The following is a 14,540-nucleotide window of genomic DNA, read 5'->3' as shown; positions in this document are numbered from 1 at the left end:
CATGATGGGCGCACGACACCTTGCACAGGGACACTGCCATGAGCACTACCACCACCACAGCGGCGCATGTGCTGCGCACCATCCGCGGCCAACCGACCTCCGACGGCGCCGGCGTCAAGCTGACCCGCGTCATCGGTACCCCGCAATTGCCGGAGCTGGACCCGTTTCTGATGCTGGACGAGTTCGGCACCGAAAAGGCCGAGGACTACATCGGCGGCTTCCCCAGCCACCCGCATCGCGGCTTCGAGACGGTGACCTACATGCTCGACGGGCGCATGCGGCACAAGGACAACCACGGCAACGAAGGCCTGCTGACCCCGGGCAGCGTGCAGTGGATGACCGCCGGGCGCGGCCTGATCCATTCGGAAATGCCCGAACAGGAATCCGAGCGCATGCGCGGCTTTCAGCTGTGGGTGAACCTGCCGGCGCGCGACAAGATGACCGACCCCAGGTACCAGGAATACGCGCCGGACCACATTCCGGTGGCGCACCCGGCGCCCGGCGTCACGGTCAAGGTGATAGCCGGAGCGGTGGGCGATGTCGTCGGCCCGATCGTGCAGCCTGCGACCAGCCCGGTGTATCTGGATATCGCCTTGGAGCCGAATGTGGAGTGGGATTACCTGCTGCCCAGCGGGCACAACGCGTTTGCGTATGCGTTCGAGGGCGCGGTGGTCGTGGGCGAGGGCGACGCCTCGCGCCCCTTGCCCGCGCAGGAACTGGCGGTGCTGGGCGGCGGCGAGCGGCTGACGCTGCGCGCAGGGGCGCAGGGCGCGCAACTGATCGTGGTGGCCGGCCGCCCGCTCAACGAGCCGGTGATGCGGCACGGTCCGTTCGTGATGAACACCAAGCAGGAATTGATGCAGGCGTTCGTCGATTTCCAGGAAGGCCGGTTCTGAGCCCGGCCATCTCATCCAGCGCAGGAGAGGAACATGAGTGATCGCCCGGTCAGCGTCGGCACCACTGCGGTGCCATATACCGTCACCATCCACGACGGCCAGCACCGCTGGCTCGGCGATACCCAGCCGGCCAACGGCGGCGCCGATGCCGGGCCGGATCCGGAATCGCAGGTGCTCGGTGCCCTGGGTGCCTGCACGGCGATCACGCTGTCGATGGTGGCCACACGCAAGCAGTGGCCGCTGACGGCGGTGCATGTGCATCTGCATTACACCCAGCGCGGTGCCGCCGGCACGGCGATCACCCGCGAGATCGTGCTCGACGGTGCACTGGATGACGACCAGCGCGCACGCTTGCTGGAGGTGGCCGACAAGTGCCCGATCCATCGCCTGCTGACTGGCGAAGTGCGCATCGACAGCCAGCTGCAGGCGGCCGGCGTGGGTGACCAAGCAACGACGCAGGCAGGCTGACAAACGCTTGCCAGTCGCTCCGGGGAGGCGGTGACGCGATCGGCATGGTACGCGCGATCGCGACGCTGATGCCGATCGCCAGTCGCGGCGCCCTGGTTCAGGGCTGCAGCGGGTAGGTTTTCGCTCGCGCCGGCATGACGCTGGCGCGAAGATGCGCGCACGTGGGGCGATTCGTGGCGGCAAGGCCGGCTGCAGCAGGCCGCCTGATGTGACCTACAGCGCGCCGGGCAAGCCGGCGCGCTGCAAGGTTGCTGTATCGACAGCCAGCAATGCGGCGACGCGCTGCCTCAGCGCTGCAACGCAAGACTGGCCGGATGCAGATCCATCGACTGCACCAACGACTGCATCGAGGCCAGTTCCTCGGTGCTGGCGCCGTCGATCCACAGCTGCGCATACCGTTTCTTGCCCAGCTCCACCACGGTGACGCGGCGCGATTCCATGCCGGGCATCTCGCGGCCGCCCAGATCGAGCTTGTACCAGTAGAAATCTTCCTGCTGGATCTGGCCCTTTTCGGCGCGGCGGTCGCGTGCCAGCGTCATGGCCGGGTCGCGGGTGGTGAGCATCACCCCGACGACTTGCCGGCCATCGGCGGTCACTGCCTTGCAGACCAGGTAGTCGACACCTGCCAGCTCGTTCCACTGCAGGCCGGAGGCGGGCGGCAGCGGTGGGCAGACCGGCGAGGTCTGGGCGTGGGTGGTCGCGGCGGCCAGCAGCAGGCTCAGGCCGACTAGGCAGGATGCAGACTTCATGCAAGGTTCCCCGGGCAGTGGATGATGAGACGGAGCGACGTCGACCCCGTGCCGCTGCATCGCCTCAGGCTCCCCGCCTGGGCATGCCGTCCACTCGACGTGCGCCTACGCCTGCATCACTACCACAGTTCTGCGAGCTGGCTCAAGCCAGGTCGCATTTCGGTGTGGCATGGCCTGTGCGGCAGGGCACTCCCATTGCGAGACCTGGTGACGGGCGGCGAAGCGCGCCGCTCGCCGCGCACGGTTTCAAGGGTAATTAACCGGTTTGGGCGCCGGTGTTTGCGGCAGCGGAATGAAGTCCTAGTCGTCGCCCGGGATGGTGCCGAAGCGACCGGCCTGCCAGTCGTCCTTGGCCTGCTCGATGCGCTCCTTGGAGCTGGACACGAAGTTCCACCACAGATGGCGCGGCCCATCCAGCGGCTCGCCGCCGAGCAGCATGGCCTTGAGCGGCGTCCTGGCGCGCAGGCGGCCGCGGGCGCCGGGCGAGGGCACGATCAGGTGGCGCGCGGGTACATCGGCGCCATCCAGCTGCGCCTCGCCTTCCAGGATGTAAAGAGCGCGCTCGGCGTGGCCGGCATCCAGGTCGATCTCCGCGTCCGGTGCCAGGTCCAGCGCCACATTGAGCGTGCCGCTGAACACCTGCACTGGCGATTCCTCGCCATAGGCGCGGCCGGCGATCACGCGCAACCAGACGCCATCGCGGCGCTGCTGCGGCAGGCTGGCGGCGGCGTGGTGATGGAAGGCCGGCGCGGTTTCTTCGGCCGAGCGCGGTAGTGCGATCCAGGTCTGCATGCCGTGCAGTGCGTGCTGGCGTGCACGCTCGGGGCCGGGCGTGCGTTCGGAATGGGCGATGCCGCGACCGGCGGTCATCCAGTTGACGTCGCCGGGGCGGATCACCTGATCAGACCCCAGCGTGTCGCGGTGCCCGATCTCGCCGGCCCACAGGAAGGTGACCGTGGCCAGGCCGATATGCGGGTGTGGGCGGACATCGATGCCATGCTCCGGCTCCAGCACGGCCGGGCCCATGTGATCGACGAAGACGAACGGGCCCACGCTGCGCGCCTGCAAGGTGGGCACGGCGCGGCGCACTTCCAGCCCACCGATGTCATGTACGCGTGGGGCGATCAGAGTGGTCATGGCCGTGGCTCGTGACTGGCTGGGAGCCAAAGCGTCGCATGCGCATCAGGTGCTGTGCAGCGCATCGGCCAAGATGGAATGTTCCGTATGCAGGTGATGTCGCTAAGCGCCGCGCGCGAGGTGGTGATCACCTATCAGGCGAGCCCTATAGCAGGCACGTCTGCGTAGGCAGCTCGACCTCGCCACGACGCGAGGCGATGCGGTCGGCCAGGCGCGTGGGTTCGGGCAGGCGATAGGCGCGCAAGGTGCGCATCGTCCAGTCGAGGGCGCCGTGCATGGAAACGCGATGGCCGGGCGAAACGATCAAGGGGTTGCAGCGCGGCTTGCTGCGCAGTGCCCAGCCGATCTGTGCACCGGCAAGCAGGATCGGGCTGTGATCGCCGCGTTCGGGGCCGGGTTCGCTGAAGCTGCCGGCCAGGCGTTGCTTGGCCACGCCGATGCAGGGCAGGCCGGTCACCACGCCGAAGTGCGCCGCGATGCCCAGCTTGCGTGGATGCGCAATGCCCTGGCCGTCGATGAAGACCAGCTCCGGCGTGCGCGACAGCAGCGCCAGGGCCTGCAGCAATGCCGGCAGTTCGCGAAAACTGAGCAGGCCGGGCACGTACGGCATCGAGGTCGGCACGCGTGCGACATGCGTTTCCAGTGGCAGCAGCGTGTGCGCATCCAGCAATACCGCGGCCGCGCGCGTCGTCTGGCCGTCGTCTTCGAACCCGACGTCGAAGCCGGCAAGCAGCTGCGGCGTTGCGCTCACCTCATCCTGTAGCACCACGCGCTGTGCCAGTTGCTGTTGCAACTGTCGCGCCTGGGTCGCGCTGCCGTCCCAACCGGCGAAGACGGGGTCGTTGGTGTGCATGGCCACAGCATCGCGTGCGGGCCGTGGCGATCTCGTGCACGCCTGCGATGCACGCGCTGCCGCTACAATCGCAGGCTGATCGGCCCCCAATCGGAGAACCGTAGTGACCCGCAAACTCGTACTGCTGCGCCATGGCCAGAGCCAATGGAACCTGGACAACCGTTTCACCGGCTGGGTGGATGTGGAACTCACCGAGCAAGGCCGCCAGGAAGCCGCTGCGGCCGGCAAGCTGATGAAGGACGAAGGCCTGCAGTTCGATGTGGCGCACACCTCGGTGCTCAAGCGCGCCATCCACACGCTGCAGGGCGCGTTGAAGGAACTCGACCAGGACTGGTTGCCGGTGTCCAAGAGCTGGCGCCTCAACGAGCGCCACTACGGCGGCCTGCAGGGGCTGGACAAGGCCGAGACGGCAGCCAAGCACGGCGAAGAACAGGTCAAGATCTGGCGCCGTTCCTACGACATTCCGCCGCCGGCGATGGACGTCAACGATCCGGGGCATCCGTGTCACGACCGCCGCTATGCCACGCTGGACCGCAACGCGTTGCCGGGTACCGAGTCGCTGGCGACCACGCTGGTGCGCGTGCTGCCGTACTGGCACGACGCGATCGCACCGCAGTTGAAGGCCGGGCAGACCGTGCTGGTGACCGCGCACGGCAACTCGCTGCGCGCGCTGTACAAATACCTCAACGATGTCTCCAACGAACAGATCCTGGAGCTCAACATCCCGACCGGCATCCCGTTGCTGTTCGAACTGGACGACAACCTGCAGGTGCAAAGCTTCCGCTATCTGGGCGACCCGGAAGCGGCCAAGCGTGCCGCCGAAGCGGTGGCCAACCAGGGCAAGGCGAAGTAATCGCCGCATCCGCCGGCTGCGCTGCGTGCATGGCGCGCAGCGTGGCGTGGGTTTCGCAGCGCGCGTTCGAATGAGGCGTGCGGGTTTGACACGCAGGCGGTGCCTGTTCGCGGATCGAACAGGTACCGCATGACTGTATGCGTGTGTTCTTGCAGGGGAGACATGATGTCCAGCAAGCGTAAAAGGCAACAAATGAGTGCCACCTACTGCCGCGCGTATCTGGTGACGTTGGGGTTGCTGTTGGCCGGTGGCAGTGCGGCGTTCGCGGTGCTGGCCTGGGGCAGCGTGTCCACTTCGGCGATCGGCGTGGCGCTGCTGATCTGCGTCATGGGTGTGGCGCTGCTGATGTTTGGTTTTTTGGGGCCGTCGCGGCAGATGGAATCCTGGGCGGAGGCAGCGTCCGGGCATGAGGTCGCGCTGGTGCTGATGGCGCTGGCGTATCCGGTGTATCTGCTGATGGCGCCGATCTACGCACGCAAATGATGACAGTCGATGGCGCGCTGCTGCGCCGGACTGCTGGGTGGTTTCCGCGGCGGTAGATGGCGCTGGCACGCGCGTGCCCAGCTGGCGCGCAGTGTCTTGTTGGTCGTTGTGCGTTCTTCGATGAGGCGCGGCACCGGACGTCAGGGCGTTGCGGTGCTGTTGCGATGATGGTGTGGTTGGTGTGTCTGCGCTGATTGCCTACTTTTTTGACTGCGTCTGACGCGGTCGTCTGCCTTGGAGAATGGAAAGATGTTGAGCAAATTCGCGCCACTGTCGCTTGCGGTGGCCATCGCGGTGACGCTCTCGGCGTGTGGCAGTTCCGACGACAGCGCCAAGCCGGCACCGGCCGCAACGCCGGCCGCACCGACCAGGGTGGATGTGTCCAAGCTCGATGCACCGATCGTGGCCTTCGGCGTCAACGATCTGGATCCGGCCATCAACGCGTGTCAGGACCTCAACGGCTTCGTCAACGCCAAGTGGCTCAAGGCCAATCCGGTGCCATCGGACCGCACCAGCTGGGGCAGTTTCGAAGTGCTGGCCGAGCGGTCGCTGACCATCCAGCACGCGCTGGTGGAGCAACTGGCGCGCGGCAACCTGTCGGCCGGTTCGGTGGATGCCAAGATCGCCGACCTGTGGCGCACCGGCTCGGACGAAGCGGCGATCGACAAGGCCGGCATCACGCCGCTGCAGCCGCAGCTGAAGGCGATCGATGCGCTGACCGATGCACCGTCCATCGCCGCGTGGTTGCGCGACAGCTATGCCAAGGGCCAGGGCTTCATGTTCTCGTTCGGCGCCAATGCCGACTACAAGAATTCCGAGCAGATGATCGCCTACGCAGGCCAGGGCGGTCTGGGACTGCCGGAAAAGGGCTATTACACCGATCCGGCGCAGGCCAAGATCCGTGAGCAGTACGTGGCCTACATCGCGCGCGTGCTGGAATTATCCGGCGTTGCGCCAGCGCAGGCGGCAACCCAGGCCAAGGCGGTGATGGCGTTCGAAACGCGCCTGGCCAATGCCTCGCTGTCGCGCATCGAACTGCGCGACCCGGCCAAGCGCTACAACCCGGTCGACGTGGCCGGCGCCAATGCGGTCACCCCGCATTTCGACTGGCAGGCGTTCTTCAGCGCGCTCAAGGTGCCGGCCGGGACCTTCTCGCTGAGCCAGCCGGGTTACTTCGCCGAGCTCGATGCGATGCTGGCCGACACGCCGGTGGACACCTGGAAGGCCTACCTGCGTTTCCACAGCGTGGATGAGGCAGCGCCGTATCTGGCCAAACCGTTCGAGCAGGCCAACTTCGATTTCTATGCCAAGACGCTGCGTGGCCAGCAGGACATGCTGCCGCGCTGGAAGCGCACCTTGAATGCGGTCAACGAAGCGATGGGCGAGGCCCTGGGCCAGTTGTACGTGCAGTCCGCGTTCCCGGCCGAATCCAAGCAGCAGATGCAGCAACTGGTGCAGAACCTCTCGGCGGCGCTCAAGGCGCGGCTGGAAAAACTCGACAGGATGAGCGCGGAAACCAAGCAGCGCGCGCTGGAGAAGTGGGCCAGCTTCACGCCCAAGATCGGCTACCCGGATCAATGGCGCGACTGGTCGGGCCTGGAAACCCGTGGCGATGGATTCCTGGCCAACATGCAGGCCGCGCAGGCATTCAACTACCGCTACATGCTGGACAAGATCGGCAAGCCGGTCGACAAGCGCGAGTGGCATATGACCCCGCAGACGGTCAATGCGTACTACAACGCCACGCGCAACGAGATCGTGTTTCCGGCCGCGATCCTGCAGCCGCCGTTCTTCGATCCCAAGGCCGACCCGGCATTGAACTACGGCGGTATCGGCGCGGTGATCGGGCACGAGATGATGCATGGCTACGACGACTCGGGCAGCCAGTTCGATGCCAAGGGCAACTTCGATACCTGGTGGACCGATGCGGACCGCAAGCTGTTCACCCAGCGCACCGACCAGCTGGTGGCGCAGTTCGACGGCTATGAGGCGATTCCCGGCGTACATGTCAAAGGCAAGCTGACCCTGGGCGAGAACATCGGCGACCTGGGCGGCCTCACCGTGGCCTACGACGCGCTGCAGATGGCGTTGCAGGAACAGCCCGACGCCGGCAAGGATATCGACGGTTATACCCAGGACCAGCGCTTCTTCATGAACTGGGCCACGGTGTGGCGCCGCAACTTCACCGACGGCGAACTGCGCGTGCGCCTGAACACCGATCCGCATGCGCCGGCCAATTTCCGCGCCAATGGCGCGCCGTCGAACATGCCGGCATTCGCGCAGGCATTCCAGTGCAAGCCCGGCGATGCGATGGTGCGTGGGGGCAAAGAGCGCGTTGCAATCTGGTGATCGGCGCAACTGCAGCACGCGGGGTTGCGACCGCGCGTGCTGCAACTGCCGCGTTTCTAGCGGCTTTGTAGAGCCTGCTTGCGGCTGCGTCTGCACATCGGGCTGCCGGTGCAGCGTCTAGACTGCCGTGCTCCGAAGGGCAGGAAGCGGCAGTGACAAGGCGAAGGATCTTCAAGGCGATCGGGATCGGTTTACTGATCCTGGTGCTGGGCAGCGTTCTGTCGTTGTACGGCTACGGGCGCTTTGCCGATCGTCAGCGCGGTGCGGTGAGCCATGCGTTGCCTGCCACGGCGATTGCCACGCCGATCGATCGGGTCGTCGCGCCGCTGCAGCAGGCACATGCCGGCCAGACCGGCATGGTGATCCTGCCCGACAACGTCGACGCGTTTGCGGTGCGCGCGCTCACCGCGCGTGCGGCCGGGCGTAGCCTGGATCTGCAGTACTACATCTGGCATGCGGACTTCACCGGCAACCTGCTGCATAACGAGCTGCTGCATGCGGCCGATCGCGGCGTACGCGTGCGCCTGCTGCTGGACGACATGAACATCCACGGCAGCGATTCGGTGCTGGCGGCGCTGGACAGCCACCCGCTGATCGAGATCCGGCTGTTCAATCCCACCCGTGCGCGCGAAGGCACGCTGATGCGCGGCGTGGAGATGGTGCTGCGCATGTTCAGCATCAATCGGCGCATGCACAACAAGGCCTGGATTGCCGATGGCCGGATGGCGGTGGTGGGCGGCCGCAATGTCGGCGACGAGTATTTCGATGCGGCGCGCGACACCAACTTCATGGACATGGACGCGGCATTGATGGGGCCGGCCGTGGGCCAGGCCGAGCAGGTCTTCGATGCGTACTGGAACAGCCCCAACGCCTTACCGCTGGACGCGCTGGTGACCGCACGGCCGCAGGCACTGGATGCGTTGCGCGGCAGTCTGGACGCCGGCCTGGCATCGGCACGCGCGCATCCCTACGTGGAGCGGCTGCGCCGGTCGCCGAGCGTGCAGGCCCTGACGCAGGGCCAGCGCCAGGTGCATTGGCTCGACCAGGCGCGCATCGTCTCCGACCCGCCGGAAAAGGCTGAGGGCGCACCGCCGCAGGCCGACTGGATGACGCCAATCCTGATCGGCGAGATGGCACGTGCGCAGCGCGAGCTGAAGGTGATCTCGCCGTACTTCGTGCCGGGCGAGGAAGGCATGCGCTGGATCGGCCAGTTGCGTCGGCGCAATGTGCGCGTCAGCGTGTTGACCAATTCGCTGGCGGCAAACGACGTGGTCGCCGTCCACAGCGGCTATGCCGGTTACCGCGTGCCACTGCTCACCCAGGGCGTGCGCCTGTACGAGCTCAAGCCGATGGGCAAGCCGGACGGTAGCCTGTTCGGGTCCAGTGGGGCCAGCCTGCACACCAAGGCCTTCGTGGTGGACGACAGCAGCGGTTTCATCGGCTCGTTCAATCTGGATCCACGCTCGATGAACCTCAATACCGAGATGGGCCTGCTGTTTAATGATCGCGCAGTGGCCGCGCAACTGGAGCAGGTCTACAACCGCAAGATCGGTGCGCCGGTGAGTTACCGCGTGACTCTGGAACAGGGCGAGCTGCGCTGGCACGACGATGCAGCGCAACCGCCCGAGGTGTGGTCGCAGGAGCCGGCAGCCAGCGTGTGGCGGCGTGGCGCGGCAGCGGTGATGGGCCGGTTACCGCTGGAATCGCAGTTGTAGTTCCGCTGCGCGCGCGTGCGGCGCGCTACTGCAGCTGTGTCACGATCTCGCGCGCCATCGCGCCCAGCGGCAGGATGCGGTCGGCGCCGCCGCGTTTGATCGCTTCCTTGGGCATGCCGAATACGATGCTGGTGTGCTCGTCCTGCGCCACCGTGCGCGCGCCGGCCTGACGCATTTCCAGCAGCCCGGCTGCGCCGTCGTCGCCCATGCCGGTCATGATGATGCCCAGCGCATTGCTGCCGGCCGCACGTGCGGCCGAGCGGAACAGCACATCCACCGACGGCCGATGCCGGTTGACCGGCGGGCCTTCCATCACTTCGACAAAGTATTGCGCGCCACTGCGGCGCAGCAGCAGATGCTTGCCACCGGGCGCGATCAGTGCGCGGCCCGGCATCACCCGGTCGTTGTTGGCCGCTTCCTTCACTGCGATCTGGCACAGGCCGTTGAGGCGCGCGGCGAAGGCGGCGGTGAATTTCTCCGGCATGTGCTGCACGATCACGATGCCGGGGCAGACGCGCGGCAAGGCGGTCAGCACTTCTTCCAGCGCCTGGGTACCGCCGGTGGAGGTGCCGATGGCGACGATGCGCTCGGTGGTCTGCGCCAGGGCGCGCCCGCTCTGTGCCGGCAGGATCACGTCGGCGGTGTGTTTGACTTCCGGCTCCAGCGGTGCGGCGGTAACGCGTGCGGCCAGCCGCTTGACGTTGGCGCGTGCGGCGCTGCGTACGGTGGCCACCAGCTCGTCGGCCGAATCGGTGAGGAACTGCTTGAGCCCCAGGCGCGGCTTAGTCACCACCGCCACCGCGCCGGCGGCCAGCGCGTCCATGGTGACGCGCGCGCCCTTTTCGGTGAGCGTGGAGCAGATCACCACCGGGGTGGGCCGCTCGCTCATGATCTTGCGCAGGAAGGTGATGCCGTCCATGCGCGGCATTTCCACGTCCAGCACGATCACGTCCGGCCATTGCTGGCGCATCTTGTCGATGGCCAGCAGCGGGTCGGCGGCCGTGGCGATCACCTCGATGCCTTGCGCGTCGTTGAGCACGCCCACCAGCACCTGGCGCACCACCGCCGAGTCGTCGACGACCATGGCCTTGATGGTGGCGGGATTGGCGGTGGGGCGGTTGAGCGCTGTCGACACGGTGAATCCTTGGATCATGCCTTGCGGAAAATCGAGGGTGCCACCTGAACCAGATCGATGTCGAGTTCGCTCAGGCTTTCCGAATGACCGATGCAGAAATATCCGCCCGACTTGAGGTTGGACAGCACGCGCAGGATGACCTCGCGCTTGGTCTGGCCATTGAAATAGATCATCACATTGCGCAGGAAGATCGCATCGAAGCTGCCCAGCATCGGCAAGGCCGTGTTGAGGTTGGCATGCACGAACTTGACGCGGTCGCGCAGGCGGCGCTCCACCAGCAAGGTACCGTCGTACTCACCCTGACCACGCAGGCAATAGCGCTTGAGATACGCCTGCGGAATGCCGTCGATGCGTTGCAGGGCGTAGTGCCCGGTGCGGGCCTTGGCCAGCACGCGGGTACTGATGTCGCTGCCAACCACTTCGAACGGCCGCCCCTGCAAGGCGTCGTCCAGCACCATCGCCATGCTGTAGGCCTCTTCGCCGCTGGAGCTGGCCGCGCTCCAGCAGCGGAACGGCAGGCCGCCGCGATGTTCGCCGGCCAGCTTGCGCAGCAACTCGAAGTGCTTGGGCTCGCGGAAGAAGTAGGTTTCGTTGGTGGTCAGCAGATCGATCGCGGTCTGGATCTCGGCGCGGTCCTGGCGGCTTTCCAGCAACTGCAGGTACTGCGTGTAATTGCTGAACTGGTGTTCGCGCAGGCGCTTGCCCAGGCGGCCGCACAACATGGCCTTCTTGCCCGAGGAAATGCTGATGCCGGCCGCTTCGAAGATGAAGCGCTGGAAGCGGCCGAATTCCTGTTCGGTGATGGCGGTGGACGTGCTCATGTCAGGCGACATCCGCATCGCTGGGCAGTGCGTTGCCGCACAGGCGGGCGATGCGCACGGCGTGTTCGCGCCACCATTCCGACAGCATCGGCCCGGGCATCGGTGAGCCCATCAGGTAGCCTTGCGCCAGGTCGCAGCCCAGCTCGCGCAGCAGGCGCCAGTCGTCCGGGGTTTCCACCCCTTCGGCCACGGCGGTGAGGTCGAGCCGGTGCGCCAGTTCCAGCGTGGATTCGAGCACGGTGCGCTGGCTGCGGCTGCGATGGGCGGCATGCACGAAGCTGCGATCCAACTTGAGTTCGGTAAAGGGAATGCTGGCCAGGCGCTGCAGCGAGGAAAACCCCGTGCCGTAGTCGTCGATCGACAGGCCGAAGCCATGCAGGCGCAGGCGCGCCAGCATGCTCAGGGCATTGGCCGGCTCGACGATGGCGCTCTCGGTGAGTTCCAGCACCAGATCGGCAGGGCTCAGGCCGTTGTCGCTCAGCTTGCCGCACAGTTGTTCGAGAAAGCCCTGCTCGCTGAGCAGGTTGGGCGACAGGTTCAAGGCCAGGCTCAGCTCGAAGCCTTCTGCGCGCCAGTCCACCAGCTGCGCGACCGCCAGGTCGATCACCTGCTGGGTCAAGGCATGGATCAGGCCTTCGCGTTCGGCCAGCGGAATGAAGCGCTCCGGCCCGATCATGTCGCCTTGCGGGCGGCGCCAGCGCGCGAGTGCTTCCACACCGCGCAGGCGGCCATCCTTGAGATCGAGTTTGGGTTGGTAGGCCACGCGGATTTCGCCGCGGCGCATGGCCCGGTCCAGCCGCGATGCCGCCGCGCCACCGCTGGACATCAGCGGCAATATCGCCGGCTGTGCAAACGCAGGCGCGTTCGTGGTCAGTCCCGGTTCGCACTCCAGCACGTTGGCCAGGTCCTGCAGATGCATCGGCTTTTCGATGCCGCCGAGCACGCGCACCCCGGCGCTGCGGCTGAGCTGCATCACCGCATCGATCAGGGCGCCGCCGCGCTGCGAGACCACCACCACCGGCACGCTGTACTTGCCGCGCGCCAGCGCATCGAGCAGCTGCACGCCGTCCATGCCTGGCATTTCCAGATCGATCAGCAGCAGCGATGGTGCAATTGCACTGCCCAGCCAGGCCAGCGCGGCGTGACCGTCGACCGCGCCGTCGACCGCGACGGCGCCGAGCTGGCGGCACAGCGCCATCGCGTGTTCGCGCTGGACCACGCTGTCGTCGACGACCAACACGGGGCCGTCCAGCGCGCAGCTGCAGGAGAGAAGGGTGGGGCGCATGGGAGTCCTTGCGTGCATGCTGGACATGTCAGGCTGCCTGCTCGGCGACAGACAGCTGGGCGAGTGCGTCGTTGCCCAGCACCGCGTCGGCGTCGAGCAGGATCACGAAGCGTTCGCCGATCCTGGCCATCGCATGGATGCATTCGCGTGCGATGCCGGCGCCAAAATTGGGCGCACCGGCGATCGCGTCGGGCGCGATCTCCAGCACTTCGTTCACCGCGTCCACCAGCAGGCCGAGCACCTGATGCGTCTGGCCATGGGCGATCTCCACGATCACGATGCAACTGCGCTTGGTGATCGCGCTCGCATTGCGGCCGAAGCGTTGCTGCAGATCCACCACCGGCACCACCGCGCCGCGCAGGTTGATCACGCCACGCAGCGCCGGCGGCATCATCGGCACGTCGGTGGGGGCGCGGTATTCGATGATTTCCTTGATGCCGAGGATGCCCAGGCCGAACATCTCCGTGCCCAGCAGAAAGGTCAGGTATTGCTGCGGTGCCGTCGATGACGGCGCAACGGTGCGTGTGGTGGTGATGGCTGCGCTGTGCGGTTGCATCGTCGTTTCCTCAGAAGCTGGCGAACTGCGATTCGTCGATCGCATCGGCGGTGGTCGCCACCGCGCTGATCTGGCGCACGTTGCTGCGACGCGGCGGTGCGCTGACCGCGGTGCTGCTGCCATGCGTTGCGATCCGGCGCGGGCCAGGCTTGTTGCTGGGCGATGCCACCGCGCGCCCGCTGTTGCCGAGCCGGAAGAAGCCCATCAGCTGCTGCAGCTGTTCGGCCTGCGCGCTCATTTCTTCGGACGTGGCGGCCAGTTCTTCGGCATTGGCCGCGGCCGACTGGGTGGTCTGGTTCAACTGGCCGACCGCGGTGTTGATCTGGCTGACGCCGGCGGTCTGTTCTTCGGAGGCGGCGGCGATCTCCTGCACCAGGTCGGAGGTGCGGCGGATCGAGGGCACCATCTCGCCCAGTACGCGGCCGGCGCTCTCGGCCAGTTCCACGCTGGAGCCGGCCACTTCGCCGATCTCCTGCGCGGCGATCTGGCTGCGCTCGGCCAGCTTGCGTACTTCGGCGGCCACCACGGCAAAGCCCTTGCCATGTTCGCCGGCACGCGCCGCTTCGATGGCGGCGTTGAGCGCCAGCAGGTTGGTCTGGTACGCGATGTCGTCGATGATGCCGATCTTCCTGGCGATGTCCTTCATCGCCACCACGGTGGCGCGCACGGTGTCGCCACCGTCGGCCGCTTCGCTGGCGGCCTTGGCGGCCATGCTGTCGGTGACGCGCGCGTTTTCGGTGTTCTGCGCGATGGAGGCGGTCATCTGCTCCAGCGAGGCGCTGGTTTCTTCCACGCCGGCGGCCTGTTCGCTGGCGGCCTGCGCCAGCGCCTGCGCGGTGGCGCTGACTTCTTCCGACGCACTGGCCAGGTTCTCGGCGTTGCGATTGACCTCGTCCACGATCTCGGTCAAGCGGGTCATGGTGGTGTTGACGTAGCGCTGCATGTCGGCGAACGCGCCTTCGTAGCGGCCTTCCACGGTGTGGGTGAGGTCGCCTTCGGCCATCGCGCCCATCACCTGGATCACTTCGGAGATGCTGCGCAGGTTGCCGCGCGCACGTTCCACGGTGTCGTTGATGAAGGCCTTCTTGCCGGGCAGCTGCGCCAGCGGGGCATCGAAGTTGCCGCGGCCGAATTCGGCCACCACACCCATCGCCAGCTTCTTCACCGCGATATGCGCGCCCACCATCTGGTTGATGCCCAGCGCCATGCTGCGGAAGTCGCCGTCGAAACGTGCGCTGTC

General features: G+C 66.6%; 14 protein-coding genes. 6 read left to right on the top strand and 8 right to left on the bottom strand.

Translation table 11 applies throughout. The annotated features are described in order from the left end of the window. The first annotated feature begins 38 nt into the window (after nucleotides 1-38). Nucleotides 39-896: a pirin family protein gene (locus tag OZ10_RS14560; RefSeq protein ID WP_039565593.1), complete on the top strand. Its 858-nt coding sequence runs from the start codon at nucleotides 39-41 to the stop codon at nucleotides 894-896. Nucleotides 897-929: 33 nt separating this feature from the next. Beyond that, the gene (locus OZ10_RS14555) at nucleotides 930-1,364 is read left to right on the top strand and encodes an OsmC family protein (RefSeq protein WP_039411518.1); all 435 of its coding nucleotides are present in this window, start codon (nucleotides 930-932) and stop codon (nucleotides 1,362-1,364) included. 287 nt (nucleotides 1,365-1,651) lie between these two features. Here the strand turns inward: OZ10_RS14555 and OZ10_RS14550 are convergent, their stop codons facing one another. The 3 genes from OZ10_RS14550 to nfi form a co-directional block, all read right to left on the bottom strand. Next, complete coding sequence (locus OZ10_RS14550; RefSeq protein ID WP_039565591.1) at nucleotides 1,652-2,113, bottom strand: hypothetical protein; 462 nt, start codon at nucleotides 2,111-2,113, stop codon at nucleotides 1,652-1,654. 300 nt (nucleotides 2,114-2,413) lie between these two features. After that, a complete protein-coding gene (locus tag OZ10_RS14545; protein WP_039565589.1) occupies nucleotides 2,414-3,250 on the bottom strand; it encodes a pirin family protein in 837 nt (278 codons plus the stop codon). A 145-nt stretch (nucleotides 3,251-3,395) separates the two neighbouring features. Further along, nucleotides 3,396-4,103 (bottom strand): deoxyribonuclease V, encoded by a 708-nt coding sequence (nfi, locus tag OZ10_RS14540; protein WP_039411527.1) that lies wholly within the window; start codon nucleotides 4,101-4,103, stop codon nucleotides 3,396-3,398. Between the two features lie 103 nt (nucleotides 4,104-4,206). Here nfi and gpmA point away from each other — a divergent pair, with 103 nt between their 5' ends. From gpmA to OZ10_RS14520, 4 genes are all read left to right on the top strand, one after another. Continuing rightward, entirely contained in the window at nucleotides 4,207-4,956 is a 750-nt protein-coding gene (gene gpmA, locus OZ10_RS14535) for a 2,3-diphosphoglycerate-dependent phosphoglycerate mutase (protein ID WP_016904068.1), read from the top strand. 165 nt (nucleotides 4,957-5,121) lie between these two features. Continuing rightward, nucleotides 5,122-5,439: a hypothetical protein gene (locus OZ10_RS14530; protein ID WP_039565598.1), complete on the top strand. Its 318-nt coding sequence runs from the start codon at nucleotides 5,122-5,124 to the stop codon at nucleotides 5,437-5,439. A 249-nt stretch (nucleotides 5,440-5,688) separates the two neighbouring features. Then, entirely contained in the window at nucleotides 5,689-7,788 is a 2,100-nt protein-coding gene (locus OZ10_RS14525; RefSeq protein WP_039565586.1) for a M13 family metallopeptidase, read from the top strand. 152 nt (nucleotides 7,789-7,940) lie between these two features. Then, nucleotides 7,941-9,503, top strand: a complete 1,563-nt coding sequence (locus OZ10_RS14520; protein ID WP_039565583.1) for a phospholipase D family protein — start codon at nucleotides 7,941-7,943, stop codon at nucleotides 9,501-9,503. A gap of 25 nt (nucleotides 9,504-9,528) precedes the next feature. Here the strand turns inward: OZ10_RS14520 and OZ10_RS14515 are convergent, their stop codons facing one another. From OZ10_RS14515 to OZ10_RS14495, 5 genes are all read right to left on the bottom strand, one after another. Further along, nucleotides 9,529-10,656 (bottom strand): protein-glutamate methylesterase/protein-glutamine glutaminase, encoded by a 1,128-nt coding sequence (locus tag OZ10_RS14515; protein ID WP_039565582.1) that lies wholly within the window; start codon nucleotides 10,654-10,656, stop codon nucleotides 9,529-9,531. Continuing rightward, nucleotides 10,653-11,459: a CheR family methyltransferase gene (locus OZ10_RS14510; protein WP_024939356.1), complete on the bottom strand. Its 807-nt coding sequence runs from the start codon at nucleotides 11,457-11,459 to the stop codon at nucleotides 10,653-10,655. The genes OZ10_RS14515 and OZ10_RS14510 overlap by 4 nt, the downstream gene beginning before the upstream one ends. 1 nt (nucleotide 11,460) lies before the next feature. Then, nucleotides 11,461-12,744, bottom strand: a complete 1,284-nt coding sequence (locus tag OZ10_RS14505; protein ID WP_039565580.1) for an EAL domain-containing response regulator — start codon at nucleotides 12,742-12,744, stop codon at nucleotides 11,461-11,463. A gap of 28 nt (nucleotides 12,745-12,772) precedes the next feature. Then, nucleotides 12,773-13,300 (bottom strand): chemotaxis protein CheW, encoded by a 528-nt coding sequence (locus OZ10_RS14500; protein ID WP_052210043.1) that lies wholly within the window; start codon nucleotides 13,298-13,300, stop codon nucleotides 12,773-12,775. Nucleotides 13,301-13,310: 10 nt separating this feature from the next. Continuing rightward, the coding region (locus OZ10_RS14495; RefSeq protein ID WP_039565577.1) for a methyl-accepting chemotaxis protein at nucleotides 13,311-14,540 on the bottom strand (1,230 nt) is incomplete at its 5' end.

Origin of the sequence: Xanthomonas cannabis pv. cannabis, from assembly GCF_000802365.1 — a bacterium.
Lineage (GTDB): Bacteria > Pseudomonadota > Gammaproteobacteria > Xanthomonadales > Xanthomonadaceae > Xanthomonas > Xanthomonas cannabis.
The sequence above is the reverse complement of the archived record's forward strand: the minus strand, read 5'-3'. Positions and strand labels throughout refer to the sequence as shown.